The 24,609-nt window shown below is 68.8% G+C and carries 25 protein-coding genes; 8 read left to right on the top strand and 17 right to left on the bottom strand.

Going from position 1 to position 24,609, the window contains the following annotated elements:
- Positions 1–322: 322 nt before the first annotated feature.
- Positions 323–2,134 (bottom strand): Xaa-Pro dipeptidyl-peptidase, encoded by a 1,812-nt coding sequence (locus ACFVM3_RS07480; protein ID WP_378436523.1) that lies wholly within the window; start codon positions 2,132–2,134, stop codon positions 323–325.
- Positions 2,135–2,216: 82 nt separating this feature from the next.
- Here ACFVM3_RS07480 and ACFVM3_RS07475 point away from each other — a divergent pair, with 82 nt between their 5' ends.
- A complete protein-coding gene (locus ACFVM3_RS07475) occupies positions 2,217–3,782 on the top strand; it encodes a DUF4139 domain-containing protein (RefSeq protein WP_378436521.1) in 1,566 nt (521 codons plus the stop codon).
- 81 nt (positions 3,783–3,863) lie between these two features.
- Here ACFVM3_RS07475 and ACFVM3_RS07470 read toward each other — a convergent pair whose 3' ends face one another.
- From ACFVM3_RS07470 to ACFVM3_RS07460, 3 genes are read right to left on the bottom strand one after another with little or no spacing between them, the layout of a single operon-like run.
- Positions 3,864–4,295, bottom strand: a complete 432-nt coding sequence (locus ACFVM3_RS07470) for a CBS domain-containing protein (protein WP_034322689.1) — start codon at positions 4,293–4,295, stop codon at positions 3,864–3,866.
- A 47-nt stretch (positions 4,296–4,342) separates the two neighbouring features.
- Entirely contained in the window at positions 4,343–4,825 is a 483-nt protein-coding gene (locus tag ACFVM3_RS07465) for a hypothetical protein (RefSeq protein ID WP_378436519.1), read from the bottom strand.
- Positions 4,822–5,754: a neutral zinc metallopeptidase gene (locus ACFVM3_RS07460; RefSeq protein WP_378436517.1), complete on the bottom strand. Its 933-nt coding sequence runs from the start codon at positions 5,752–5,754 to the stop codon at positions 4,822–4,824. Before ACFVM3_RS07460 ends, ACFVM3_RS07465 begins: the two co-directional genes overlap by 4 nt.
- An 85-nt stretch (positions 5,755–5,839) precedes the next feature.
- Between ACFVM3_RS07460 and ACFVM3_RS07455 the strand changes: the two genes are divergently transcribed.
- On the top strand, positions 5,840–7,846 hold the full coding sequence (locus tag ACFVM3_RS07455) for a prolyl oligopeptidase family protein (protein ID WP_378436516.1): 2,007 nt from the start codon (positions 5,840–5,842) through the stop codon (positions 7,844–7,846).
- Between the two features lie 46 nt (positions 7,847–7,892).
- Here ACFVM3_RS07455 and ACFVM3_RS07450 read toward each other — a convergent pair whose 3' ends face one another.
- Both ACFVM3_RS07450 and ACFVM3_RS07445 read right to left on the bottom strand, forming a co-directional pair.
- Complete coding sequence (locus ACFVM3_RS07450; protein ID WP_125785387.1) at positions 7,893–8,207, bottom strand: multidrug efflux SMR transporter; 315 nt, start codon at positions 8,205–8,207, stop codon at positions 7,893–7,895.
- The gene (locus ACFVM3_RS07445; RefSeq protein ID WP_378436514.1) at positions 8,207–8,854 is read right to left on the bottom strand and encodes an FMN-dependent NADH-azoreductase; all 648 of its coding nucleotides are present in this window, start codon (positions 8,852–8,854) and stop codon (positions 8,207–8,209) included. Before ACFVM3_RS07445 ends, ACFVM3_RS07450 begins: the two co-directional genes overlap by 1 nt.
- A 95-nt stretch (positions 8,855–8,949) precedes the next feature.
- On the opposite strand from ACFVM3_RS07445, the gene ACFVM3_RS07440 reads away from it, so the two are divergent.
- Positions 8,950–9,534 carry a TetR/AcrR family transcriptional regulator gene (locus ACFVM3_RS07440; protein ID WP_378436512.1) on the top strand — a complete coding sequence of 195 codons (585 nt, stop codon included), beginning with the start codon at positions 8,950–8,952 and terminating at the stop codon, positions 9,532–9,534.
- On the opposite strand, the gene ACFVM3_RS07435 is transcribed toward ACFVM3_RS07440, so the two are convergent.
- Positions 9,535–9,933 (bottom strand): SRPBCC domain-containing protein, encoded by a 399-nt coding sequence (locus ACFVM3_RS07435; RefSeq protein WP_378436510.1) that lies wholly within the window; start codon positions 9,931–9,933, stop codon positions 9,535–9,537.
- Between the two features lie 55 nt (positions 9,934–9,988).
- Between ACFVM3_RS07435 and ACFVM3_RS07430 the strand changes: the two genes are divergently transcribed.
- Genes ACFVM3_RS07430 through ACFVM3_RS07420 form a run of 3 tightly spaced genes read left to right on the top strand, consistent with a single transcriptional unit; the run spans position 9,989 to position 12,052 of the window.
- Complete coding sequence (locus ACFVM3_RS07430; RefSeq protein WP_378436509.1) at positions 9,989–10,588, top strand: CGNR zinc finger domain-containing protein; 600 nt, start codon at positions 9,989–9,991, stop codon at positions 10,586–10,588.
- Positions 10,589–10,606: 18 nt separating this feature from the next.
- A complete protein-coding gene (locus ACFVM3_RS07425; RefSeq protein ID WP_378436507.1) occupies positions 10,607–11,656 on the top strand; it encodes a DUF2293 domain-containing protein in 1,050 nt (349 codons plus the stop codon).
- A 39-nt stretch (positions 11,657–11,695) separates the two neighbouring features.
- Entirely contained in the window at positions 11,696–12,052 is a 357-nt protein-coding gene (locus ACFVM3_RS07420; RefSeq protein ID WP_378436505.1) for a DoxX family protein, read from the top strand.
- On the opposite strand, the gene ACFVM3_RS07415 is transcribed toward ACFVM3_RS07420, so the two are convergent.
- The 5 genes from ACFVM3_RS07415 to ACFVM3_RS07395 all read right to left on the bottom strand — a co-directional run bounded on the left by ACFVM3_RS07415 (position 12,040) and on the right by ACFVM3_RS07395 (position 17,916).
- On the bottom strand, positions 12,040–12,702 hold the full coding sequence (locus ACFVM3_RS07415; RefSeq protein ID WP_378436503.1) for a hypothetical protein: 663 nt from the start codon (positions 12,700–12,702) through the stop codon (positions 12,040–12,042). The genes ACFVM3_RS07420 and ACFVM3_RS07415 overlap by 13 nt on opposite strands.
- The gene (locus ACFVM3_RS07410; protein WP_378436501.1) at positions 12,699–13,691 is read right to left on the bottom strand and encodes a PQQ-binding-like beta-propeller repeat protein; all 993 of its coding nucleotides are present in this window, start codon (positions 13,689–13,691) and stop codon (positions 12,699–12,701) included. Before ACFVM3_RS07410 ends, ACFVM3_RS07415 begins: the two co-directional genes overlap by 4 nt.
- Before the next feature lie 92 nt (positions 13,692–13,783).
- Positions 13,784–16,600, bottom strand: a complete 2,817-nt coding sequence (locus ACFVM3_RS07405) for a vitamin B12-dependent ribonucleotide reductase (protein ID WP_378436500.1) — start codon at positions 16,598–16,600, stop codon at positions 13,784–13,786.
- Between the two features lie 34 nt (positions 16,601–16,634).
- On the bottom strand, positions 16,635–17,123 hold the full coding sequence (nrdR, locus tag ACFVM3_RS07400) for a transcriptional regulator NrdR (protein ID WP_034311932.1): 489 nt from the start codon (positions 17,121–17,123) through the stop codon (positions 16,635–16,637).
- Positions 17,124–17,421: 298 nt separating this feature from the next.
- Positions 17,422–17,916, bottom strand: a complete 495-nt coding sequence (locus ACFVM3_RS07395) for a LysM peptidoglycan-binding domain-containing protein (protein ID WP_378436499.1) — start codon at positions 17,914–17,916, stop codon at positions 17,422–17,424.
- A gap of 317 nt (positions 17,917–18,233) precedes the next feature.
- Here ACFVM3_RS07395 and lexA point away from each other — a divergent pair, with 317 nt between their 5' ends.
- Positions 18,234–18,950 (top strand): transcriptional repressor LexA, encoded by a 717-nt coding sequence (gene lexA / locus ACFVM3_RS07390; RefSeq protein WP_034311936.1) that lies wholly within the window; start codon positions 18,234–18,236, stop codon positions 18,948–18,950.
- A gap of 82 nt (positions 18,951–19,032) precedes the next feature.
- Here the strand turns inward: lexA and ACFVM3_RS07385 are convergent, their stop codons facing one another.
- From ACFVM3_RS07385 to ACFVM3_RS07370, 4 genes are all read right to left on the bottom strand, one after another.
- Positions 19,033–20,046, bottom strand: coding sequence for a hypothetical protein (locus tag ACFVM3_RS07385; protein ID WP_378436497.1), 1,014 nt, complete (start codon positions 20,044–20,046; stop codon positions 19,033–19,035).
- Positions 20,047–20,157: 111 nt separating this feature from the next.
- On the bottom strand, positions 20,158–20,421 hold the full coding sequence (locus ACFVM3_RS07380) for a hypothetical protein (protein ID WP_378436495.1): 264 nt from the start codon (positions 20,419–20,421) through the stop codon (positions 20,158–20,160).
- A 76-nt stretch (positions 20,422–20,497) separates the two neighbouring features.
- The gene (hflX, locus tag ACFVM3_RS07375) at positions 20,498–21,931 is read right to left on the bottom strand and encodes a GTPase HflX (RefSeq protein WP_378436493.1); all 1,434 of its coding nucleotides are present in this window, start codon (positions 21,929–21,931) and stop codon (positions 20,498–20,500) included.
- A 43-nt stretch (positions 21,932–21,974) separates the two neighbouring features.
- On the bottom strand, positions 21,975–22,472 hold the full coding sequence (locus ACFVM3_RS07370) for an ArsR/SmtB family transcription factor (protein ID WP_378436491.1): 498 nt from the start codon (positions 22,470–22,472) through the stop codon (positions 21,975–21,977).
- A gap of 61 nt (positions 22,473–22,533) precedes the next feature.
- Here ACFVM3_RS07370 and ACFVM3_RS07365 point away from each other — a divergent pair, with 61 nt between their 5' ends.
- Positions 22,534–23,778, top strand: coding sequence for an MFS transporter (locus ACFVM3_RS07365; RefSeq protein ID WP_378436489.1), 1,245 nt, complete (start codon positions 22,534–22,536; stop codon positions 23,776–23,778).
- On the opposite strand, the gene dapF is transcribed toward ACFVM3_RS07365, so the two are convergent.
- Positions 23,775–24,599, bottom strand: coding sequence for a diaminopimelate epimerase (gene dapF, locus ACFVM3_RS07360; protein ID WP_378436487.1), 825 nt, complete (start codon positions 24,597–24,599; stop codon positions 23,775–23,777). The two genes, ACFVM3_RS07365 and dapF, sit on opposite strands and share 4 nt — an antisense overlap.
- Positions 24,600–24,609 lie beyond the last annotated feature (10 nt).

Raw genomic sequence — 24,609 nt, 5'->3', positions numbered from 1 at the left:
TCCGCCTGGAACGCCGGTCGCCCGTCCCTGCATCGAGTGTCCCGAAAGTGGCTTTCGCGACCCCCACGAGGCCGTCGGCAACGCCCATCGTCGGCCGTGCGTGTTTCGTGTCGTCCGGGCTTGGTCACCCAGTGGATTCCGGCTCGGGTCGATGGCCGCGGTGTGACGTTGCGAAAGCCACTTTCGCAGCGCTGGAGGTTGTGAAAGTGGCTTTCGCGACACGCCTCCGCCCCCGACTCACCACGGGCACACCGGTGACGTGGCGAAGGCCTCCTTCCCTACCCTCGGAGTAGGAAAGGAGGCCTCACGCAAGTCGGCCCGCTCAGCCGAAAGCGGCTCGCAGCGCGGGTTTGCCACCCGCCACCGGCAGCACCAGCGAGGTCCGGTTCAGCTCGACCGAGACACCGGCGCCCGGCTTCGGCCGGAGCGTGTAGTCGTGGTCGCTGGAGGCCACCAGGAACTCGATCTTGTGCCCGGCCGCGAGCAGGTAGTCCTTCGCGACCAGTTCCACCTCGACCTTGTAGTTCTCGCCAGGGGTGATCGGGTCGGTGCGGGCGGGGTCACGCCGGTTCTGCGGGTCGGTCCAGCCGCGGGTGATCACCTTCGCCGTCCCGTCCGGAGCGCGGTCGAGGAGCACCGCGGTCACGTTCGCGGCCGGCTTGTCGAGGGACAGCGACAGATCGGTCTTCACCGTTCCGGAAAGCCGCACGGGCTGCTTCGCCGCGGTGGTCGAGTACAGCAGCCGGTGGCCCGACGACGCCGCGGCCGCCAGTTGTTCGATCGTCTTGCTCGCGTCGTCCGCCAGCGTCTCGACGGCGGCCTTGCCCGGAACGGGGTTGCGCGTGTCGAGCTTGCCCTTCGAAGAGCCGCCGGGCCACGGGTAGAGCTTGACGTCCTGGGTGCCGGGCAGCGGCCACTCCGGCTCGTCCACCCACGACTTGTCCTCGCGCTGGATGGTGGCCTTCGGCTCACGCTCGATACCGTTGTCCACGTCGTAGAGGTAGTGCGACATCCACTTGTTCAGCGTGGCGAGCCAGACGTCGCGGCGGAGGCTGAACGGGTCGGAGTGCCCGGCCTGGTGCAGCCAGATCTTGTGCTCGACGCCGTGCCGCTTGAGCAGCTCGTACCAGCGCGTGCCCTGGTCGGTCTTGACGTTCCAGTCACCGAAGCCGTGCACCACGAGCACCGAGGCCCGCACCTTGTTCACGTCGGTGCGGTAGTTCCGCGCGTCCCAGAAGGGACTGTAGTCACCGGTCACGCGGTCCTGGTCGACCGCGATGCCGTCGATCAGCGGACGGCAGACGGCGCGGTCCTGGCGCGTGTAGACGTAGTCCGCGAGCACGTCCGCGTCCTCGCCCTGGAACCCGCCTGCCGCGACGACAGCGCCGTCGTTGCGGTAGTAGTCGTACCAGCTGGAGATCGCCGCGATCGGGACGATCGTCTCCAGCCCTTCGACGCCGGTGCTGGCCACGGCGTTGGGCAGCGTCCCGTTGTAGGACACGCCCATCATGCCGGTCTTGCCGGTGCTCCAGTCCGCGACCGCGGCCTTGCCCGCCGCGTCCCGTGCCGTCGCGCGGCCGTTCAGCCAGTCCACAATGGACTTCGCGCCGATGGTCTCGTTGACGTCGCCGCTGCTCGGGCAGCCGGTGGACTGGCCGCTGCCGAGCGACTCCCCGTACACGACGGCGAAGCCGCGGGCGGTGAAGTAGTCCTGGTAACGCCAGCTGATCGGCACCGGGTTCGGGCCGACGGTCTTCGTCGCGATCCGCGGGCCCGCCGGAGCGCGCTTGGCGCCGGGCACGTACAGCTCGACGTCGACGTTGTGGTTCGCGACGTCGTTGCCGCCCGCGTAGTACGGGCTGGCCTGGTAGACGACCGGGACCTTCATGCCCTGTTGCGTCGCGCGGGGCCGCACCACCTCGGCGTGCACGAGGTCGTCCTTGCCGTCACGGTCGCTGTCGACCGGCGCGGTGACCCAGACGTTCTCCCGGATGACGTCCGCGGGGTCGAACACCGGCTGGGCTTGGCCGTCCTTGAAGACCGGCGCCGGTGGCGCGTCGGCATGGGCGGGCAACGCCGTCGCCGGAAGGACCAGGACGGCGGTGAACAGGGCAGCGAGCCTGGCGACTCTCACAGGACCCCCAATGGCGGGCGGGTAAGACCCAGGTGAGGTTTCCGGCCACCCGAACAGGTGTCAAGAGACTAACGTCGGAGGCATGCCGAGCTCACTGGAAGCACCGATCGTCGCCGTCACCGTCTACCCGCACCACGCCCGGATCACCAGGCGGGCTTCGGCTGCCCTCGACGGCGAAACCCGCTTCGCCTTCGCGGGCCTGCCGTGGAACCTGGACACCGACTCGGTCCGTGTGACCGGTTCCGGCCCGGCGGTCATCGCCGGAGTCGACGTCGCCGTCGAGCGCCACCCCGCGCCGGCGGACGCCTCCCTGCGCGCGCTGACCGAGCAGCGGCGCGCCGATCAGGCGGTGGTCGACGAGGTCGCGGACGCCGTCGCCGCGGAGACCGCGAAGGTCGATCTGCTGACCGGGCTGGCGACACGCAGCGGCAAGAGTTTCGCGAAGGCGCTCGCGGAGGGTACGGCGGAACCGCCCCGGGTCGCCGAAGTCACCGACGCGCTCGGCACGCAATTGGCCGAGGCGCTCGGGAAGCGCCGCGAACTCGGCATCCGCCTCGCCCGGCTCCGTGACGACCTCAAGGCGCTGGACCGCGAGATCGAGGCGAAACAGGGAACGTCCGAAGTGGACAGCGCGACGGTCACGGTCGAGCTGGAGAGCCAGGAGGACGGCGCGGAAATCGGCCTCGAACTGTCCTATGTGGTCGCGAACGCGAGCTGGGAGCCGGGTTACGACGTGCGCGTCCGCGGCGAGGACGTCTCGCTGACCTGGTACGGGCGGATCACCCAGCACACCGGCGAGGACTGGCCGGAATGCGAACTGGCCCTCTCCACCGCGCGGCCGGCGAACACCGTGGAGGTGCCGGAGCTCGATCCGTGGTTCCTCGACCGCGTGCGCCCGGTCCAGCCGCTGATGGCACGCGCGGCTTATGGTGGCGCGTCGCCCGCGGGCGGAGGGGTCCCGGAGTCGGTGGGCATGCCGGCTCCCGCCGCGCCCGGGATGGCGGTGCGGACCGCGTCCGTCGAACAGGGCACCACCGCGGTCACCTACCGGCCCGGCCGCCCGGTGGCGGTCCCCTCGGGAGCGCAGGGCCACCGCACGACGCTCGCGCAGCTGGAGCTGACCGCGAAACTGGGCTACGTCACCGCTCCGGTGGTGTCACCGGAGGCGTTCCTGCGGGCGACCGTGGTCAACACTTCGGAACACACGCTGCGGCCGGGCAAGGCGTCGGTGTTCCACGAGACGGAGTTCGTCGGCACCACCCGGCTGGACGTCTGGGCGCCGGGCGAGGAACTCGAACTCGCCCTCGGCGTGGACGACCGGATCCGGGTCGAGCGGGAACTCGCGCACCGCACGGCGAGCAAGGCGACGCTGTCCGGGGTCCGCAAGCGGGAAGCCGCCTACACCACGACGATCGTCAACCACAGCCCGCGCGAAGCCGTCGTGACCGTGCTGGATCAGGCACCGGTCTCCCGGGACGACGCGATCACCGTCCGGGACGTGCGCACCGTGCCGGAGCCGGTGGAGCGGACCGAGCTGGGCGAGCTCACCTGGCGGCTGACGCTCGCTCCGGGCGCGAAGAGCGTTGTGACGCTCGGGTACCGGGTGGACGTCGCGAAGGGTGTCGAGCTGTCGGGGTGGCGCGAGTAGCCGTCCCGGAACGCCATGAAAGGTCCTTTCCTTGCAAAATTTGCAAGGAAAGGACCTTTCATGGCACGTGCCGGACCGAGATCAGCCCTGCGAGATGTACGCCTCCAGCTGTTCCTGGCTCTTCTCCAGCTGCTCCATCCGGGTCTTCACGACGTCGCCGATGCTCACGATCCCGGCGAGCCTGCCGTCCACCACGACCGGGACGTGCCGGATGCGCCGTTCGGTCATCAGAACCGACAGCTGATCGACCGAGTCCTCCGGCGTGCAGCTCGCGACCATCTTCGTCATGATCGCGGACACCGATCCGTCGAGCAGCTGGGGTCCGCGCTCGTTGAGCCGGCGCACCACGTCCCGTTCGGAGACGATCCCGACGATCGCGCCCTCGGCGTCCACGACCACCAGCGCGCCGACATTGTGCTCCGCCAGTCTCTCGAGCAGTTCGGTGACGTTCGTCTCCGGCGAGACGGTCGCGACGGCCGCCCCCTTGGTCCGCAACAGATCGGAAATCCGCATACGCGCTCCTCCCGGAAGGGTGACCTGAGTCACTCCAGGTTATGGCTTCACCGCCCTGCGCGAAAGTCCGGAGAGTCCGGTTCGATACCGAGCCTGGTGGCGAGCGCGTCGTACGCCTGGATGATCCCGGTGCCGTACGGGTCGTCGCCGAGCGCGCCGAGTGTGCCCCGCCCGAGCTCCCACTGGGCCTTCGCGGCCTCGTGATCACCGAGTTTGCGGTAGTCCTCGGCGAGGTTCAGGTGCAGCGACGGGTAGAACCCGCGCACGGCCAGCGTCGCGTGGTACTCCTTGGCGCGTTCGTCGGTGAGCGAATCGGCCGCCGCGAGCGCGCGCAGATCCCAGGCGAGTTCGTCGGCCGGGTCGTCGCAGACGTCGGCCATGTAGTGCGCGAGCGCGCACCGGTGCAGCGGGTCGCCGTCCTCGCCGATCCGTTCCCACAGCGCCGCGAACTTCTCGCGCGCGCCGGTGCGGTCACCGGAGATGTGCAACTGGAGGCCGGTGTTGATCTCGGCCATCACGTCGTCGGTCATTTGACGTCCGAGGCCGGGGCCGCCCAGGTGTTGCACGCCGACGTCGTCTTCCCGGAGAACCCGGCCTTCGCCCATTTCAGCTGGTTACGACGGCTGCCGTGGGTGTCGCTGTCGTCGGCGCGGCCGTAGTCGTCGAGGGCGGCGTTGGCCAGCGACCTGCTGATCGAACCACGACCGGCGGCGGCCGCGAGGGCGAGCGCGCCGAAGCAGTTCGCCTGCAACTCGATGCGGCGGACCAGTTCCTTGTCGGCGGGCGAGTTCTCCTCCGGCGACGACATCTTCTCCGCGGCGGCCGACAGGATCCCGCTGGACCGCTGGACGTGATGCCCGTACTCGTGGGCCATCGTCGCGAGGTGACGGGACCGCTCGAGGCCGGCGTCGCCCAGCATCCACTGGGTCGGCGCGTAGATCGTGGTGTCGCCACCGCAGTAGTAGGCGACGGCCTCGTTCTCGCCCGGCGCCTTCCCGCAGGCGCTGGTCTCGGGCAGCGTCACCTGCACGGTCACCGTCAGCGCGGGCTCGTTCGCCTGGTCCAAGGCAGGTTTCCAGGCTTCGGCGAGACACGACACGAACGTCTTGTAGTACGTCTCCAGTTTCGCGGGCTCGCGGCTGATCGCGGGCAGCCGGCAGGTGACCGCGCCGAGCGCGACCCCTTCCGCCAGCAGCGGATTCGTCTCGAGCTCCCGCACCTCCTTGGGCGCGGGCTTCGCGTTCCCGGCCGGCCCCTTGGCCCCTTCCGAGGTGTACGCGCCGGGCACCGGGAGGGCCTGGCCGTCGACCGTCCGCGGTCCGCCCGCCATCATCATCCCGGTGGCGGTCAGCGCGGCGACGATGAGCAGACCGACCACGGCGTTCCCCGTGTGGCGAGGGCTTTCCGGACGAGGCGGCGAAGGCGTGAACGGTCTGGGTACCTCGTCGGTGCCGGTCATGGTGTCCCCCAAACGTGCGAGTCCACAGCATACGGAATGCCACACCTGGTGGCGCCGGGACGGAGCACCCGGCGAGACTGTGGGCATGAGTGACGAGGACCCGTACCTGTGGCTGGAAGACGTGACCGGCGAAGAAGCGCTGGGCTGGGTGCGAGCCCGTAACGCCGAAGCTCTCGCGGAGCTGGCGGGCGGCGAGCGGTTCGGCGTGATCCGTGACGAGGTCCGCGAGGTCCTCGACGCCGACGACCGGATTCCCTACATCCGCCGCCGCGGCGAATACCTGTACAACTTCTGGCAGGACTCGGCCAACCCCCGCGGTCTGTGGCGCCGCACCACCCTGGAGCAGTACCGGCTCGACACGCCGGAGTGGGAACTCCTCCTCGACGTCGACGCGCTGGCCGAGGCCGAGGGCGAGAACTGGGTGTGGCAGGGCGCGGCCGTCCTCCGCCCGGGTTACGACCGCGCGCTGGTCGAACTGTCGCGGGGCGGCGCCGACGCGACCGTCGTCCGCGAGTTCGACCTCGACGAGCGCCGGTTCGTCGAGGACGGGTTCTTCGTACCCGAGGCCAAGACCAGGATCGGCTGGATCGACCGTGACCGCGTCTACGTCGGCACCGATTTCGGTCCTGGGACGCTGACCGATTCGGGCTATCCGCGGCTGGCCAAGGAATGGCGGCGCGGCACCCCGCTCGAAGAGGCGACGGTGGTCTTCGAGGGCAAGGCGGACGACGTCTCCGTGTCCGCCCACCACGACCCGACCGAAGGCTGGGAGCGCGACTTCGTCTACCGGTCGATCGACTTCTACCGCACGGAAAGGTATGTCCGGACGGCCTCGGGGCTCGACCGCATCGAGGTCCCCGAAGACGCGCAGACGTCCTCGCACCGCGAGTGGCTGCTGATCCGGCTTCGCTCGGACTGGACCGTCGAAGGCACGACGTACCCCTCAGGCGCTCTGCTCGCCTCCGGGTTCGACGCGTTCATGGCGGGCGAGCGCACTTTCACGACCCTGTTCACGCCGGACGCGCACACGTCCCTGGAGTATTGGGTGTGGACGCACAACCACCTGCTGCTCTCGACCCTGTCCGATGTCCGGACGGAGCTGCGCGTGCTCACGCCGTCCGACGGCTGGACCTCCCGGCCGCTCGCCGGCGCGCCGGAACTGGGCACCGCGCAGATCACCGGCACCGACCCCGACGTAAGCGACGAGTACCTGCTCGATTCCAGCGGTTACACCCAGCCGTCGACGTTGAGCTACGGGCACGTCGGAGGCGACGTCGAGGTCCTCAAGCGCGCTCCCTCGTTCTTCGACAGCGAGGGCATGACGGTCTCGCAGCACTTCGCGACGTCCGAAGACGGCACGAAGATCCCGTACTTCGTCGTACGCCCCTCCGGCGCCGAAGGCGGGCCGACGCTGCTGACCGGCTACGGCGGCTTCGAGGTCTCACTGACCCCTGGTTACAGCGGCGTCATCGGCCGCGGCTGGCTCTCGCGCGGCGGCACCTACGTCGTCGCGAACATCCGAGGCGGCGGCGAATACGGGCCGGACTGGCACACGTCGGTGACGAAAGCCAAGCGGTACAAGGTGTACGAGGACTTCTCGGCCGTCGCCGCCGACCTCGTCGAGCGCGGCATCAGCGAGCCCGCGCGCCTCGGCATCCAGGGCGGCAGCAATGGCGGGCTCCTGATGGGTGTCATGCTGACGCGCTATCCGCACCTGTTCGGCGCGATCGTGAGCCAGGTACCGCTGCTGGACATGAAGCGGTATCACAAGCTCCTCGCGGGCGCGTCGTGGATGGCCGAGTACGGCGACCCCGACGATCCGGCGGAATGGGACTTCATCGGGAAGTACTCGCCGTACCAGAACGTCCACGCCGGACGCGGGTACCCGCCGGTCCTGTTCGTCACCTCCACCAGGGACGACCGCGTCCATCCCGCGCACGCCCGCAAGATGGTCGCGCGGATGCTGGAGCAGGGACACGACGTGCGCTACCACGAGAACATCGAGGGCGGTCACGGGGCGGCGGCCGACAACGAGCAACTGGCGTTCAAATGGGCCCTGATGCTCGAATTCCTGTGGGAGAAGCTCGCCTGACCCGCCGGGAAGGGGACTTTCCGGCGCGAAAGTCCCCTTCCCGAGCTCACTCCGCCACCTTCGCCAGCACCACCCCTCCGACGATCAGCGCCATCGCGGCGAACCGGCCGAAACTGAGCGGATCCTTGTGGATCACGATGCCGAACACGATGGCGCCCACCGCGCCGATGCCGGTGAAGACGGCATACGCGGTGCCGACCGGGAGCGAGTCCATCGCCTTGGACAGTAGGTAGACCGCGGCGACGCCGAGCACGAAGCACAGCACGGTCGGCCAGAAGCGGGTGAAGTTCTCCGTCGGCTTGATGCTCTGCGACCAGGCGACCTCGACGACTCCCGCCAGCAGCAGGATTCCCCAGCCCATCAGACTTCCCTGCCGGCTTTTTCGGCACCGAGGAGCGCCTGCTCCCGCGACGCGATCCGTTCGGGATCCCGCGGGCTCAGCCGCGGGTCGACGAGAGCGTTCGTCAGCTCGGAGTTCAGGAACGTGACGTCCCGGACGTCGTAGTGCCCGTCGAAGAAGTCGCGCAGGTAGCGCTCGTGGTGGTCGACCGGCTCCCGCGGCGTGCCGGGCAGGTAGGTTCCGCCGCGTGCTCCCGCAACCACGAAAGCCTTGCCCGCCAAGGACATCTTCGGGAACGTGACCTGGTCGATCCACAGCTTGAGCGTCGCGGGGATCGAGAAGTTGTACATCGGCGCCCCGATCAGCACGACGTCGGCGGCGAGTAGTTCGGCCAGCAGCGGCTCGATGACCGCCCAGGCCTCGCGCTGCTCCGGCGTCTTCACCACCGAGGCGTAGCCGGCCGGGTCGGTGATCCCGGCCTGGAGGAGGGCGTCGCAGATCTCGGTCCAGGCCTGGCCGATCGGCGGCACCGGGTCGGCGGCGACGTCGCGGTAGGTGTAGCCCGCACCCGGGTTCGCGGCGCGCCAGACGTCGGCGAAACGAGCGCTCAGCTCGCGGGAGAACGACGCGCTACGGGCACTGGAGTCGAGGTGGAGAAGGTGGCTCATCGGGGGCCCTCCCGAACCAGGAAGTGGACACGGCGTCCACTTGCTTCGCCGGGTACAAGTGGACGCCGCGTCCGGATATTCCCTAGGCTGCGGACATGCCAGAAGATCTCCTCGCGGCGGGTCCGGGACGGGAACGCTCGGACGCCGCCCGCAACCGAGCGAAGATCCTGAAGGCCGCCGAAGAGCTCTTCGCGGCGCGCCCGGCCGCGGACATCACCATGGAGGACATCGCCCGAGCGGCGGGGGTCGGCAGGGCGACGCTGTACCGCCGCTACCCGGACCGCTCGGCGATCGCCGTCGCCCTGCTGGACGAGCACGAGCGGGAACTACAGGAGCGGCTGCTCACCGGTCCTCCCCCCTTGGGACCCGGCGCGCCGCCCGCCGAGCGACTGGCCGCGTTCTACGCGGCGATGATCGGGCTGCTCGCCCGGCACTCCCATCTCGTCCTCGGCACCGAGGTCGGGCACTCGCGCTTCACCAGCGGGCCGTACCGGCTGTGGCGTACCCACGTCCGCCACCTCGCCGAGCAAGCGAAAGCGAAGGACCCGGACGCGCTCGCCGACATCCTGCTGGCACCGCTCGCCGCTGACGTGTTCCTCCATCAAACGGGCGAACTCGGCCTGAGCGCGGAACGGATCATCGACACCCTGGCCGAGCTCGCCCGGCGAACGCTCTCCTGATCAGCCGGCGAGGCCGTCGACGACGAGCTTCATCACGGCCTGCCAGTGCTCGCGCTGCGCGGCACGCTCGTCCGGACCGGCGAGCCGCTCCTGATGGAAGACCACGACCGTCTTGCCCGGCCCGGCCGGACGGAGTCCCACCTGGACCGTGCTCTCGTGATCCCAGTCCTTCGGACGCCAGGTGAGGCGGATCTTCTCCTGCTCGCGGTAGCCGCGGACCTCGCCGACGGTGCCCTCGGCCGTCTCGTACGGCGCGCCCTTCTCCGGCTCCAGCCGCACGTCACCCAGCCAGGTCGCCAAGCCAGGGCCCGAGAGGTACTCCCACACCTGTTCCAGCGGATACGCCACCGTCTTGGACACGCCGATCTCCCAGCCCGCGTCCTTCGTCTTGCCGACCATCACGCCTCCGCTGTAACCGTCTTACCTGGTTTCCGAAACCGACTATAATGGTTACATGACTCCGGGAACAAGACTGCTCGTCAACGCCCAGGGTGAGCGGTACCGGTTCGATCCGGGCAGTCTCAGCCTCGAACTCATGCTGACCGGTGGCCCTGGCCCGTACGAGCGCTACGAAATCGCGCACACGCCGTCCGCCCTCGCCGACTGGTTCACCGGCTCCCGGCTGGCGTTGACCGCTCCCCTGACCGACGTCCGGATCCGGCCCGCCGACCTGACCGCGCTCAAGGAGCTCCGGGACACCCTCTACCGCGTCGCACCCGCCCTCGCCCGTGGCGAAACGCCGTCGGACGACGACGTCGCCCTCCTGAACAGCGGAACCGCGGAGACGCCGAGGCCGCTCGTCGACCTGAAGACCCGACAGCTCACTTGGGCGCCGCCCGTCACCGGGAAACAACTCCTCGGCGCCGTCGCTCGCGACGCCATCGGCCTCGTCGCGGGCGAGCGGTCCGGCCGCGTCCGCGAATGCTCCGCCGACGACTGCTACCTGCTGTTCTTCGACACCTCCCGCTCGGGCAACCGCCGCTGGTGCTCGATGGAGCGCTGCGGCAACCGCGCCAAGATCCGGGCCTACCGCGCGCGGACCGAGACCGCCTGATCGCTACGATTCCCGGCGATGCAGGGTGAGACGAAACTGGAACAGCGCGTCGTGGAGACGGCGGAAAAGCTGCTGGCCAAACGGAAATCGGTGACCGCGCTCGACGTCCTGAGCGGTATCGGCTGGCTGCCGGAGAACATGCTGAAAAGCTGGCAGCAGGGCCGGATCCCCGACCTGACAACCGCGTTGTCCGTGAGCGCGGAGAGGCTGGAGTTCGCTCTCGGCGCGCTTCGCCGGTGGACGCGGGAAAAGGCCCTCGACAGCTCGGAGATCGAACATGTCGGCGCGACCCGCGACCGGGCGCTCCTCCGGGTGACTTCGGGCGAGCTGGCCGGTCTCGAACCGCTCTTCCGGACGCAGTGGCTCATGCCGGGACTGTCCGAAGCCAAACGGGCGCAAGTGCTCGCCCGGCAACGGAAAGCGCCGGATCTCGTCGTCTCCGTGGCGCTGAAGGACTGGACGTGCGCCGACTGCGGCGGGACCGGCGATCTGCTGTTCATGGAGAACGAAAAACCGCACTGCCTCGATTGCGCCGACCTCGGTCACCTGGTCTTCCTGCCCGCCGGCGACACCGCCCTGACCCGCCGGGCGAAGAAGGCGAGCCGGCTCTCGGCCGTGGTCGTCCGCTTCAACCGGTCACGGAAGCGCAGTGAGCGGCAAGGACTCCTGGTCGAGGAGGCGGCACTGCGCGGCGCCGAGGAACAATGCCTCGCCGACGAGGACGTCCGGGAACGCCGCCGCGACCGGGATCGCGAACGCCGCGTCCACGAGGACGTCGAATTCACCGCCCGGTTCCACACCGCGATCACCGAGATGTTCCCCGGCTGCCCGCCGGAGCGGGCACGCGCCATCGCCGAACACGCCGGGCAGCGAGGCAGTGGCCGAGTGGGCCGGTCGGCCGCCGGCCGGGAACTGGCCGAACGAGCGGTGTTCCTCGCCGTCGTCGCCTCGATCCGGCATCTGGACACCGAGTACGACGACCTCCTCATGGCGGGCGTGGAACGGCAGACCGCCCGCGACCGCATCCGCACCACCATCGACGCGGTGCTCGAACGCTGGCGTTCCTGACCGCTGTCACAGTCCGGGCGCGGGCATCGTCCAGGGAGCATGTTCACCGCATACCTCATCCTGGCCATCACGACGATCGCCATCAACGCCGGGATCGCCGCCGCCGACTTCGCGCGTGTCCCGTTCGTCCTCAAGAACTCCGCCGAGGTCAATGTCCCGCAATCGTGGATCCCGCCGCTGGCCTCACTGAAGGCCGCGGGCGCGGCCGGGCTGCTGCTCGGCCTGCTCGGGGTGCCGTACATCGGGACCGCGGCGGCCGCCGGGCTCGTACTGTTCTACCTCGGCGCCGTCATCACTCACGTGCGGGCGCGCGTCCTCTACAACATCGCCTTCCCCGGCGGATTCCTCGCGCTGGCGGTGGCGACCTTCGTGCTCGATCTCGCTCAGGCCAGGTAGGGACCGAAGTGCTCGGCGACGACGTCCGCGACCGCCTCGGCGTCTCGTGAGCCGTCGATCTCCAGCACCCGGATGCCGAGATCCTTCGCGGTACGGACGGCGTCGTCGGCGACGAGCCGGTCCCGCTCGATCCGGTTGCGCTGCGCGCGTTCGGGGTCGCTGACCCGGTGCGCCACCGAGCCGGCCCGGGGCAGCACGCGGAGCTGGTGCTCACGGAAACCGTCGGTGGGCACCAGCACGATCATCCGCCGCGGTGAATCCAGGAGCGGCGCGACCAGGTCCGGACGCAACCCCCAGCCCTCGGCGAGGATCGGGCGCCCGGAGACCAGCGCGCGCAGATCGTCCAGCGCCCATTCGAACCGCAGCGGGAAACCGGCGATCGTGTCGGCGGCCATCCGTTCGGGAGTGGTGTCCATCCAGACGGTCTCCGGGTCGGGATCGGCGGCGGGCAGTCCTTTGAGGACGCGGTGAGCGACACGGCGATCCTGATGGGCGCGAGCGTCGTGGAAGTCGTAGTGGTAGACGGTGATGCCGTGGCGGCGCGCGAGAAGCCGGGAAACGGTGGACTTTCCCGCCCACTGGCCGCCGCAGATCCACAGCGCTTGGCCGAGGGTGCCGAACGGGTCGAAGATCTCGCCGTTCGCGGTCACCGAGGCCCCCTGGTGTCGACTGCGAGCAAGGACCCTTTCGCGAGCAGAACGAGCCTCGAAGGCACTTGCTCGCGAACGTCCCTGATCCGCTGGGTGATCCGGACACGCTCACTCACCGCTCCGCCCAAGTCGATCCGGCACAACAACCCGCTCTCATCGGCGATCGCGAACCCTCCGTCCACGGACGCGACCGAGGGGACGAACCGTCGGTCGTGCTGGATCCTCCACCGCTTGGCACCGTCCGACGCGTCGACCACCGTGTAGCCACCACGCCGCTCTGCCAGCCAAAGCAAGCCGCCGCACCGGTCCACCGCTCTGGGGAAGAGATCGTGCCCGGTACGGACGACTGTCTCGGCTTTCGTCTCGGAGAGGACGATGCGTACGACCAAGCGGTCGCCACACCGCACGAGGAAACCGCCGTCGTCGTCCGCACGAAAGGCGGGCCCGGCGTCAGGCCCGGCCAGAGGCCCCGGCAAGGACCACGTGGCCAGTTCCCTGCCGTCATCCCGATCGATCAAACGTACGGAATCGCCACCCGGCTCCCCGAGAAGAAAACCGGCCTCGGTCGCGGCAGGCAAGACCGTGCTACCGCGATCCTCCACCCGCCAACGCATGTCACCGGTCGGGAGCTCCACCGCGGTCAATGGCGTATATCCACGCCAGCCGCCCACAAGCACGAGTTCTTCGTTCACCACTACATGACCGGCGAACGAGCCCGGCTCCACCTGCCAGACGTCTTCGCCGGTTTCGATGTCCAGGCAGCGCAGCCTGCTGTTGTTCTGCGGGAGCACCAAGCAATACGGTCCATCGATCACGACCGCGTACGGCCAAGTTCCCACCGGGACATCCCAGTACACCGAACCGTCGGCGGGCGCCAGGCAGACCAAGCGCGTATTCCGCTCGTGCACGATCAAGCGGCGTGCGGTGACCGCCATCGCGGACGGCGAACCTGCTTGATGCAGCGGCCGTTCCCAGCGGACCTTGAACACGAGACCAGTTCAGCAGCGGACCAGCCACCGCACAACCGGATTCGCCGCCTGCTTCGGTGGACGACGAGTCGTCCACCGAAGCAGGATTGGGACTAGCTGCAGCCGGAGGTGGCGCCACACCCTTCGCAGGCGTAGCAGGAACCGGCGGGCCGCATCTTGGTGCCGCAGGTCATGCAGAGCGGCGCGTCGGAGGCGGTGCCGAGGTTCAGTTCGACCAGTTCCGCCGTCGAATGCGCCACCTTGGCGGGCTCCGCGGAGGAAGAGTCCACAGTGGACCGAAGGGCGTCGAGGTCGACGTTCTCCGGTTCGGCGGCGGGCGCCGCACCGTAGTTCGCCTCGACCTGTGCCGAACGTTCATCGGCGGTGAAGATGCCGAGCTGCGAACGCTTTTCGTACGGCAGGTAGTCCAGCGCCAGCCTGCGGAACAGGTAGTCCATGACGCTGGTGGCGATGCGGATGTCGGGGTCGTCGGTCATGCCGGCGGGCTCGAAGCGCAGGTTGGAGAACTTCGAAACGTAGAACTCCAGCGGGATCCCGTGCTGCAGGCCGACCGAGATCGACATCGAGAACGCGTCCATCACGCCCGAGAGGGTCGATCCCTGCTTTCCGAGCTTCACGAAGATCTCGCCGAGGCCGTCGTCCGGGTACGAACCGGCGTGCAGGTAGCCCTCGGCACCGCCGACGGTGAACGACACCGTCTGGCTGGGGCGCTTCTTCGGCAGGCGCTTGCGGACCGGCCGGTACTCGACGACCTTTTCGGCCTCGGGCTCGGCCTTCTCCTTCTTGCCGGTGGACAGCGGCTGCCCGACCTTGCAGTTGTCGCGGTAGATCGCGAGCGCCTTGAGGCCGTACTTCCAGCCCTGGAAGTAGATCTCCTCGACCTCTTCGACGGTCGCCGACTCCGGCATGTTGACCGTCTTGGAGATCGCGCCGGACAGGAACGGCTGCACCGCGGCCATCATCCGGACGTGCCCCATCGGCGCGATGGACCGCTCCCCCACCGCGCAGTCGAACACCTCGTAGTGCTCCTGGCGCAGGCCCGGAGCGTCGACGACATGGCCGTGCTGGGCGATGTACTCGACGATCGCCTCGATCTGCTCGCCCTGGTAACCGAGCGAGGCCAAGGCGCGCGGAACGGTCTGGTTGACGATCTGCATCGAACCGCCGCCGACCAGCTTCTTGAACTTGACCAGCGAGAAGTCCGGCTCGATACCGGTCGTGTCGCAGTCCATCATGAAGCCGATGGTGCCGGTGGGCGCGAGCACCGAAGCCTGCGCGTTGCGCCAGCCACTGGTCTCGCCCAGTTCGATGCCGCGCTTCCATTCCTGGGTGGCGAGCGCGCGGACCGCGGCGTCGTTCGAGTGGTAGGTCCGCACCAGTTCGTTGGCGGCGGCGTGCTTGCGCATGACCCGCTGGTGCGCCTCGGCGTTGCGCGCGTAGCCCTCGTACGGCCCGACGACCGCGGCGAGTTCGGCGGAGCGCCGGTACGAAACACCGGTCATCAGCGACGTGATCGCGGCGGCGAGCGCGCGGCCGCCGTCCGAGTCGTACGCGTGCCCGAGCGCCATCAGCAAGGCGCCGAGGTTCGCGTAGCCGATGCCCAGCTGGCGGAACTTACGGGTGGTGTCGCCGATCGCCTCGGTCGGGAAGTCGGCGAAGCAGATCGAGATGTCCATCGCGGTGATGACCAGCTCGACGGCCTTCGCGAACAGCGGCGCGTCGAAACCGCCGTCCTCGGTGGCGAACTTGAGCAGGTTCAGCGAGGCGAGGTTGCAGCTGGAGTTGTCCAGGTGCATGTACTCCGAGCACGGGTTGGACGCGGTGATCCGGCCCGATTCGGGGCAGGTGTGCCAGTCGTTGATGGTGTCGTCGTACTGCAGGCCAGGATCGGCGCACTCCCAGGCGGCCTGCGCGATGGTGCGGAACAGCTTCTTGGCGTCGACCCGGTCGATGACCTCGCCGGTCGTGCGGGACCGCAGGCCGAAGTCGCCCTCGGTCTCGACGGCCTGCATGAACTCGTCGGAGACGCGGACCGAGTTGTTCGCGTTCTGGTACTGGACCGAGGCGATGTCCGAGCCGGAGAGGTCCATGTCGAACCCGGCGTCGCGGAGGACCTTGATCTTCTCCTCTTCGCGGGCCTTGGTCTGCACGAACTCCTCGACGTCCGGGTGGTCGACGTCGAGGACGACCATCTTCGCCGCGCGCCGGGTGGCGCCACCGGACTTGATGGTGCCCGCGGAGGCGTCGGCACCGCGCATGAAGGAGACCGGACCGGACGCGGTGCCGCCGGAGGACAGCAGCTCACGCGACGAACGGATGCGGGAGAGGTTCAGGCCGGCACCGGAGCCGCCCTTGAAGATCAAACCCTCTTCGCGGTACCAGTTGAGGATCGACTCCATGGTGTCGTCGACCGAGAGGATGAAACACGCCGAGACCTGCTGCTTCGACGTCGTGCCGACGTTGAACCACACCGGCGAGTTGAAGCTGAACACCTGGTGCAGCAGCATCCAGGTGAGCTCGTGCTCGAAGACCTCGGCGTCGGCGGGGCTCGCGAAGTAACCGTGTTCACGACCGGCGTTCACGTAAGAGTGGACGACGCGGTCGATCAGCTGCTTGAGGCTCTGTTCCCGCTGGGGCGTGCCGACGGCGCCGCGGAAGTACTTGCTGGTGACGATGTTCGTCGCGTTGACCGACCAGAAGCCGGGGAACTCGACACCTCGTTGCTCGAAGTTGACCGTACCGTCGCGCCAGTTCGTCATCACGACGTCCCGGTGCTCCCAGGTGACCTGGTCGTACGGGTGGACGCCCTCGGTGGTGAAGACACGCCGCACGGTGAGCCCGGCGGCCTGCTTCTTCTTCCCGCTCGTCCGCGTTGTGGCCGGGTTACCTGTTCCCACGGTCTCGGTCATGGGTCTTTCCCTCACTCCCACGCGGGAGGCGGCATCAGCCGTCTTTCGCGTCTTGATCGCTCTCGTCCGGTGTGGCAGCCATGGCCTCACGGAGGTCCGAGATCTCCTTCTCGAAGTCCTCGACCGAGGAGAAGGAGCGGTAGACACTGGCGAACCGGAGATAGGCGACGCCGTCGAGTTCGCGCAGGGGGCCCAGGATCGCCAGGCCGACCTCGTGACTCGGGATCTCCGCCAGCCCCGCCGACCGGATCGATTCTTCGACCCGCTGCGCGAGCTGCTGCAGCGCGTCGTCGTCGACCGGCCTGCCCTGACAGGCGCGGCGCACCCCCCGGACCACCTTGTCCCGGCTGAACTGCTCGGTGACCCCGGATCGTTTGACGACGGCGAGCACCATCGTCTCCGAAGTGGTGAAGCGCCGGCCGCAAGCGGCGCACGAGCGCCTCCGCCGGATCGCCTGACCCTCATCCACCTCTCGGGAGTCGACGACCCGAGAGTCCGCATGCCGGCAGAACGGGCACCTCATCCGCCGATCACCTTCCCCTCCGCGCCAGCCGGTCCCGAAGTGGACGCCCGTCCCGCCGCCACGCAACGACGGAAGATCGACATGTGGATCGATCTGTGGACATCCGGTGGGTGAACACCGGCCAGCTGTGGACAACTGGTACCGAGTCTACCCCAAGCTATGGACCAACTACAGCCATGTAACTACTACATATAGCGGTGGAGACTAGAACGCAGGTCGGGCACACGCAAGCGCGACAGCCCGGCCGGTCAGACACGAATGAGGAGCTCACCCACGAGGGGTGAAAACGACATGAGGATCACCTCCCGCCTTCCGGAACCTCGGCCGCGACCGGCACCGTGAGCGGCAATCCGGGGACGAGAACGGCGTCTTCCAGGGAGTTGAGTTCCTTGATCTTGGCGACGACCGCGCCAGTGTCGCTTCCCGGCGCGAAGCGCGCCGCGAGTTCGGACAGGGTGTCGCCCGCGGAAACGGACACCGTCGTGGTCCGTTCGGGCACCGCGGCGCCGGGAACGCCGGCCAAGAACAGACCCAATCCGGTGACGACCCCGGCGACGAGCAGCGCCATCCCGACGAGCGAGGGCCACCTGAGCGGGAGCCGCCGCGGTGCCGGGCAAGCCGGAGCGGCGGTGGCCACGCCGGGACGACGGCCCGCCACGACCCGCGCCCTCGTCGGCGGGCGCAAGGGCTCGGCACGCCCGCCCCGCACCACCCGCACGGGCCGGGTCACCCCTGCCGGAACGGACCTGGGGGAACTGGGCCGCACCAGTCCTCGATCGGCCAGAATCGACATCGGAACCTCCTCGCAACTCCTGCTGCGCTCGCGCCGGGCCGGGACCCGGCGATCAAGATCGAACAGGCGTTCTATCGAACGCCCGTGCGAATGTGTACCACCTCCCACCGACAAAAATCGAGCGACACGGCGTGTCCATCGAACAGATGTTTGAAATCGTCGTCCCGGCGGGCTAACGTCGTTGACCAGGGCGTCTGCTGCGCGGACGCCGCCGGTGCCGTGGGCGGGAAGATCGTCCGCCACCGGCGAAGACACGCGAAGTCGGTCCGGGCGACCGGACGTACTGGGAGGCGACGCAGAGATGAAGGAGCGATACGGTGGCTAAGGAGAGCAAGGCGGGAAACGCGCCTAGGCGCTCGGGCAAGGTGCGCGCCTTGCCCGAGGTCTACGAGGTGGACGAGACCCTGACCGTGCGGCAGCAGCAGGTGCTCGACGTGATCAAACTGTGGGTGAGCCGGTTCGGCTACCCGCCGAGTGTGCGTGAGATCGGCGAGGCGGTCGGGCTGACCTCCACTTCGTCGGTGTCGCACCAGTTGCAGGCCCTGCAGCGCAAGGGTTATCTGCGACGCGACCCGAACCGCCCGCGCGCGGTGGGGGTGCTCGCCACGACGGACGACAACCCGATGGGCATCGACGTCGAGCAGCCCCAGTCGGCCGCGAAGGCCGCGTACGTGCCGCTCGTCGGCCGGATCGCCGCAGGTGGGCCGGTGCTGGCGGAGCAGGCGATCGAAGACGTCTTCCCCCTGCCGAGGGAGATCGTCGGCGAGGGCGAGCTCTTCCTGCTCAGCGTCACCGGTGACTCGATGGTCGACGCCGCCATCACCGATGGCGACTGGGTCGTCGTGCGCCAGCAGCCCACGGCCGATCCCGGCGAGATCGTGGCGGCGATGATCGACGGCGAGGCGACGGTCAAGACGTTCAAGCGCAAGGACGGCCACATCTGGCTGATGCCGCACAACGAGGCGTACGAGCCCATCCCGGGTGACGACGCCACGATCCTCGGCAAGGTCGTCGCCGTTCTTCGCAGGCTGTAGTCCGGAGCCGGAGCACGCCGGGATCCCGGGTCACCCGACCCGGGTCAGGCTCGGCAGCTTCGGCAGACTCTTCGCCTCTCGGTCAGGCGCGCCGCTTGCGCAGCCTGCCGACCAGGAGAAGGCCGCCGATCACGACGACCGCGGCGATCCCGACCTGCACGTACGGGAAGTCGGCCCCCTGGCCAGAGCCACCGGCCGCGGAGGTCCCGCCCGACGTGCTGCCCTCGGATTTCGCCGCGTCCACGGCGAGCGCGGCCGCGCCCTTCACCGCACGGATCTGCTCGCCGACGCCCTCCCCGCCGGACAGCAGCGTCCCGTCCGGGTCGAAGGCGATCGCCTCGCCCTGCTTCTCGTTCGGCAGGGGAACGCGCACGGGTTCGCGCTGCAGCGCGCTCTTGAGGTCTCCGTCGGTGACGGCGTAGAGGTAGGCATCGGTGTAGGTCCGCAACGCGACCACCGAGCCGTCGGCCATCGAGGCCGCGCCGGTCACCGTCATCGAGCCGATCGACCCGACGGGTCCGCCCGGCGTCGAAGTCTCCTTGATCTGCAGCGACCCCACGCGCTCCAGCGGAGTCGGGCCAGGGCTGGCGAGCGGCCCCGTCGGCCGGTACACCTTCGCGTCGCCGAAGACGTCCTTGGTGATCAGGTACGGCGTGCCCGAACGGTCCATGATCAGCGCTTCGACGTCGTGCTGCCCGTCGGGGTACGTGAGCCGGTGCAGCGTGGCCTTGCCCTGCGGTGTCAGCGAGATCAGTGCGACCGTGTCCCGCCGCTTGCGGTTGTCACCGGTGTCGGAAAGCCAGAAGGTGCCGTCGGCGGTGCGGGCGAGATCCTCGGGGTCGTACGGGTCCGTCGCGGCCGAGATGACCTTCTGGACCTTGCAATCGCGGCCGAGGACGAAGACCTGCGTCTTGGTTCCGCCGTCGTTGAGGGCGTACAGGTGCTCGCCGTCGGAAACGAGGCCGGAAAGTTCGCTGAGCCGGGAGTCGCTGTTCTTGCACACCGGCTGCGGCGCCGGGACCTCCTGCGCCAGGGCGGGAGCCGTCCCGCCGATGAACGCCGCCAGCACGACCGCGGTCGCGACAATCCCCCGCACATCCACCTCCGTACCGTGGAACCCCTGAAGCCCCACACTACGGAGACGTCCGGGAAGGCGCGCAGTTCGGTGCGGATGCCGAGTTGGGGCGGAATGTCGCGAAGGCCACTTTCAGCGGCGGGCGTCGAACTCGACCAGCCAGGCCTGGAAATCGATCGGACCGTGCAGACAGTCAGTCGGCGAGACCATCAGATCGGCGCCGGACAACCAGTCCAGTGCGTCCCAGACCAAGCCGTCATCGATTCGGTCGGCGTCTTCGACTATCCACGGACGAGCCCAATCGGAGGCTTCCGCACGCGTAACCGCACCGGTCGCAAGGTCTTCCAGCGCCTTTCGCACCTCAGCACGCGTCGGCACCGGCGCGGATTCACGCATGAGGGCCTCCACTATGAACAACGTAAAGGCCCCCTTCACCGCGTCTAATGCAGTGAAGGGGGCCTTCACGTACTTGCTACAGAGCCGAGTTCGTCTGGAAGTCGCTCAGCGCCGCGGCCAGTTCGGGCCTGCCGCGGACGACCAGGCGTGTCCCGGTCTCGACGTGCTCTTCCTCCAGCACCTCGCCGTCGGCGTGGGCGCGGGAGACGAGCTCGCCCCGCGAGTACGGGATCAGCACCTCGAGCACGATTTCCGGCCTCGGCAGTCGCTCCGCGATCACCTCGGCCAGTTCCGTGATCCCGGTGCCGGTCCGCGCCGACACCTGCACCGAACCGGCCAGCTGGTGCCGCAACCGGGCCAGCGACACCTCGTCGGCGGCGTCGGCCTTGTTGATCACCAGAAGCTCCGGCGGGAGCGGCTCGGAACGGCGCTTCGTGATTTCGGCGAGCACTTCACGGACCGCGTTGACCTGCTCTTCCGGCGTCGGGTCGGAACCGTCGACGACGTGGACGAGCAGGTCGGCGCCGGCCGCCTCCTCCAGCGTCGAGCGGAACGCGTCCACCAGCTGGTGCGGCAGGTGCCGGACGAAACCGACGGTGTCGGTCAGCGTGTAGGTGCGGCCGTCGGGGGTCTGCGCCCGCCGGGTCGTCGGATCCAGCGTGGCGAACAGCGCGTCCTCGACCAGCACCCCGGCGCCGGTCAGCGCGTTGAGCAGGCTCGACTTGCCGGCGTTGGTGTAGCCGACGATCGCGACGCTCGGCACCTCGTTGGCCACCCGGCGACCGCGTTTGGTCTCGCGGATGGTGTCCATCGCGGCGATCTCACGGCGCAGCTTCGACACGCGCTTGCTGATCCGCCGCCGGTCGGTCTCGAGTTTCGTCTCACCGGGACCGCGCAGACCGACACCACCGTTGGCGCCGCCCGCCCGGCCACCGGCCTGCCGGGACAGCGCCGCACCCCACCCGCGAAGCCGCGGGATCAGGTACTGCAGCTGGGCCAGCTCGACCTGCGCCTTGCCCTCCTTGGAGCGGGCGTGCTGCGCGAAGATGTCGAGGATCAGGGCGGTGCGGTCGATGACCTTCACCTTGACCTTCTCCTCCAGCTGGCGCAGCTGGCCAGGCGAGAGCTCTCCGTCGCAGATCACCGTGTCGGCACCGGTGGCCGCCACGATCTCACGCAGTTCCTTGACCTTGCCCGAGCCGATGTAGGTGGCGGGATCCGGGCGGATCCGCCGCTGCACCAGGCCTTCCAGCACCTCGGAGCCCGCCGTTTCGGCGAGCCGGGCAAGTTCGGCGAGCGAGGCCTCGGACTGGAGGGCACTGCCCTCGGTCCACACACCGACCAGAACGACGCGCTCCAGGCGCAACTGCCGGTATTCGACCTCGGTGACATCCGCGAGTTCGGTGGACAGGCCCGCTACCCGGCGGAGCGAGGCGCGGTCCTCGAGCTCCAGTTCGCCGGTCGATGGGTCCATGTCGTCGTTCAGATCGTTGTGTGTCAGTTCCGTCATCGTGCCTCCATGGTCCCACGTTTCGGCGGCGGGACCGAATTCATTACCTGCTGGGATACTTCGACAGGTAGATGGCCGTGCGTTTCGCGTCCGGGTCGACCGGCCGGGAGATGAAGTCGTCGAGAAGCTCCATCAGCCTTGTTTCGAACTCGGCGATCTGCTCGTCCGGTACCTGGACGACCATGCGCGTCTGCTGCACCTCGTCGAATCCCACGTCGGCGATCTCGGCCAGGTAGGCCTCGAAGATCGCCTGATCGATCCCCCTGTCGCGGGAATCAAGATGCCAGGACAACCCGGTCGAGCGATACGGAATTTCTTTCGCGCCGCGCGTACCGCGTCGCGGCGGGAGTGCTTCGAGGAACCCCGTGTCGACGAGCTTGCGCACGTGGTGCAGCGTCGTCGCCGGGTCTCGATCGAGTCGTTCGGCGAGTTCCTTGTTGGTCAGCGCCTCTGAGTACGTCAACCGGATGATGCGCAGCCTTATTCCGGAGGCCATGGCGGCGATCTCGGCCTCGGTGGCGGCACGTCGTGGAGTGGGCACGGCGACAGCCTAGAGCCGAAAGTGATTGACAGTTTCCAATCACTCACGCCAAGGTGGCGTCGTGCGCAGAGACTCCCTCTTCTTCCACGCGGACTTCCGGCGGCTCTGGGCGGGCGACACGGCCAGCCAGCTGGGCGCTTTCGCCGGGCACGCCGTCATTCCGCTGCTCGCGGCCACCGTGCTGGCCGCGACGCCGTTCGAGATGGGGCTGCTGACCGCCGCCGAGACCATCGCGTTCCTGATCATCGGGCTGCCCGCCGGGGTGTGGGTCGACCGCATGCGGCGGCGGACGCTGATGCTGCGCGCCGACTTCGTCCGCGCCGCGTTGCTGCTCACCATTCCGATCGCTTGGTGGGCAGGAGTGCTGTCGCTGACGCAGCTGATCTTCGTCGCCACGCTGGTCGGGGTCGCGACGGTGTTCTTCGACGTCGCCTACCAGTCGTACCTGCCGTCGCTGGTCGGCCGGGAACATCTGCTCGAAGGCAACGCGAAACTCCAGGCCAGCCAATCGGTCGCGTTCCTGACCGGACCGGGTGTCGGCGGCGGGCTGGTGCAGCTGGCGGGCGCGGCCAACGCCGTGCTGATGACCGGGGTGGGCTTCCTGACCTCCGCGCTGTGCCTGCTGCGGATCCGCACCGTCGAAGAGGTCCCCGAGCGGCACGCCGACGAGAAGCTGCTCGCTCAGATCGTCGAGGGGCTGCGGTTCGTGTTCACCGACAGCGCGCTGCGAGCGATCGTCGCCTGCACCGCGACGGCCAACCTGGCCAACGGCGCCTTCACCACCGTGCAGATCCTGTTCCTGAACCGGGAACTCGGCCTGTCACCGGCGATCGTCGGCGTCGTACTGGCCACCGGCGGCGTGGGCGGGATCATCGGGGCGATCCTGGCCGGGCGCATCACCCGGCGCATCGGGCAAGCCCGCTCGATCTGGTTCGTCCCCCTGCTGACCTGGCCGTTCCAGTTGCTGCTCCCGCTCGCCGCGCCGGGCTGGCGGATCGTGCTGTTCCCCGCGGCGCTGGCGATCGCGGGGTTCGGGATCATCGTCTACAACGTCGCACAGGTGTCCTACCGGCAGGCCGTCTGCCCGGACCGGCTGCTCGGCCGCATGAACGCCAGCGTGCGCTTCGTGGTGTGGGGCATGCTGCCGCTGGGCGGACTGGTCGGCGGCGTGCTGGGAGAGGCGATCGGGATCCGGGGAACGCTGTGGTTCGCCGCGACCGGAGAGGCGGTCGCGATGCTGTGGGTGGTCTTCTCGCCGATCCGGAAGCTTCGCGATCTTCCCAAGGAGCCGATCGCGGTCGGCTAACCGAGCCCGGCCCACCAGGTTTCGTCGAGTTCGCCGCGAGCGACGATCTCGGCCGGACCGGTCAGCGTGGACCCGCCGCGGCGTACCTCGACCACCACGCGGCCACCGGGGATGTCGACGGTCGCCTCACCGGTGTCGGTTCCGGCGAGGTGCAGCGCGGCGGCGACCGCGGCGACCGTGCCGGTGCCACAGGATCGCGTCTCGCCGACACCGCGCTCGTGGACGCGCATCTTCAGCGCGTTGTCGCCCAGCAGGTTGATGAACTCGAGGTTCACGCCCTCCGGGAACACGTCGGAGTCGAAGTCGGGCTGGTCGCGCAGGTCGAGCACGTCGACGTCGTCCTCGACGACCGACACCAGGTGCGGATTGCCGACGTTCACCGCGACACCGGAGAACGGCTTCCCCGCGACCACGGTGACCGAAGTACCGGTGATCGTCGCGGGCCCCATCTGCACGGTCACCGAATCGTCCGCGTGCATCTGGACCGGCCGGTCACCGGCGCGGGTGCCGATGACGAAGTCGCGCTCGGACACGAGCCCGGAATCGACCAGGTGACGGACGAAGACCCGGACGCCGTTGCCGCACATCTCCGCGATGGACCCGTCGGCGTTGCGGTAGTCCATGAACCATTCGCCGCCGGACTCGACGCCCAAGGCGGCCGAACGCACGATCCGGAGCACACCGTCGGCGCCGAGACCACGCTGGCGGTCGCACAGCGCCGCCACCCGCGCTTCGGTCAGCTCGAGGCGGCCGTCGGGGTCGGGAAGCAGCACGAAATCGTTCTGTGTGCCGTGTCCCTTAAGGAATTCGATGCCGCCCATGGCCGCAAGA

Source organism: Amycolatopsis sp. NPDC057786 (genome assembly GCF_042797905.1).
In the GTDB taxonomy this organism is placed as follows: domain Bacteria; phylum Actinomycetota; class Actinomycetes; order Mycobacteriales; family Pseudonocardiaceae; genus Amycolatopsis.
Note: the sequence above shows the minus strand (reverse complement) of the source record. Positions and strands in the feature narration are given on the sequence as shown.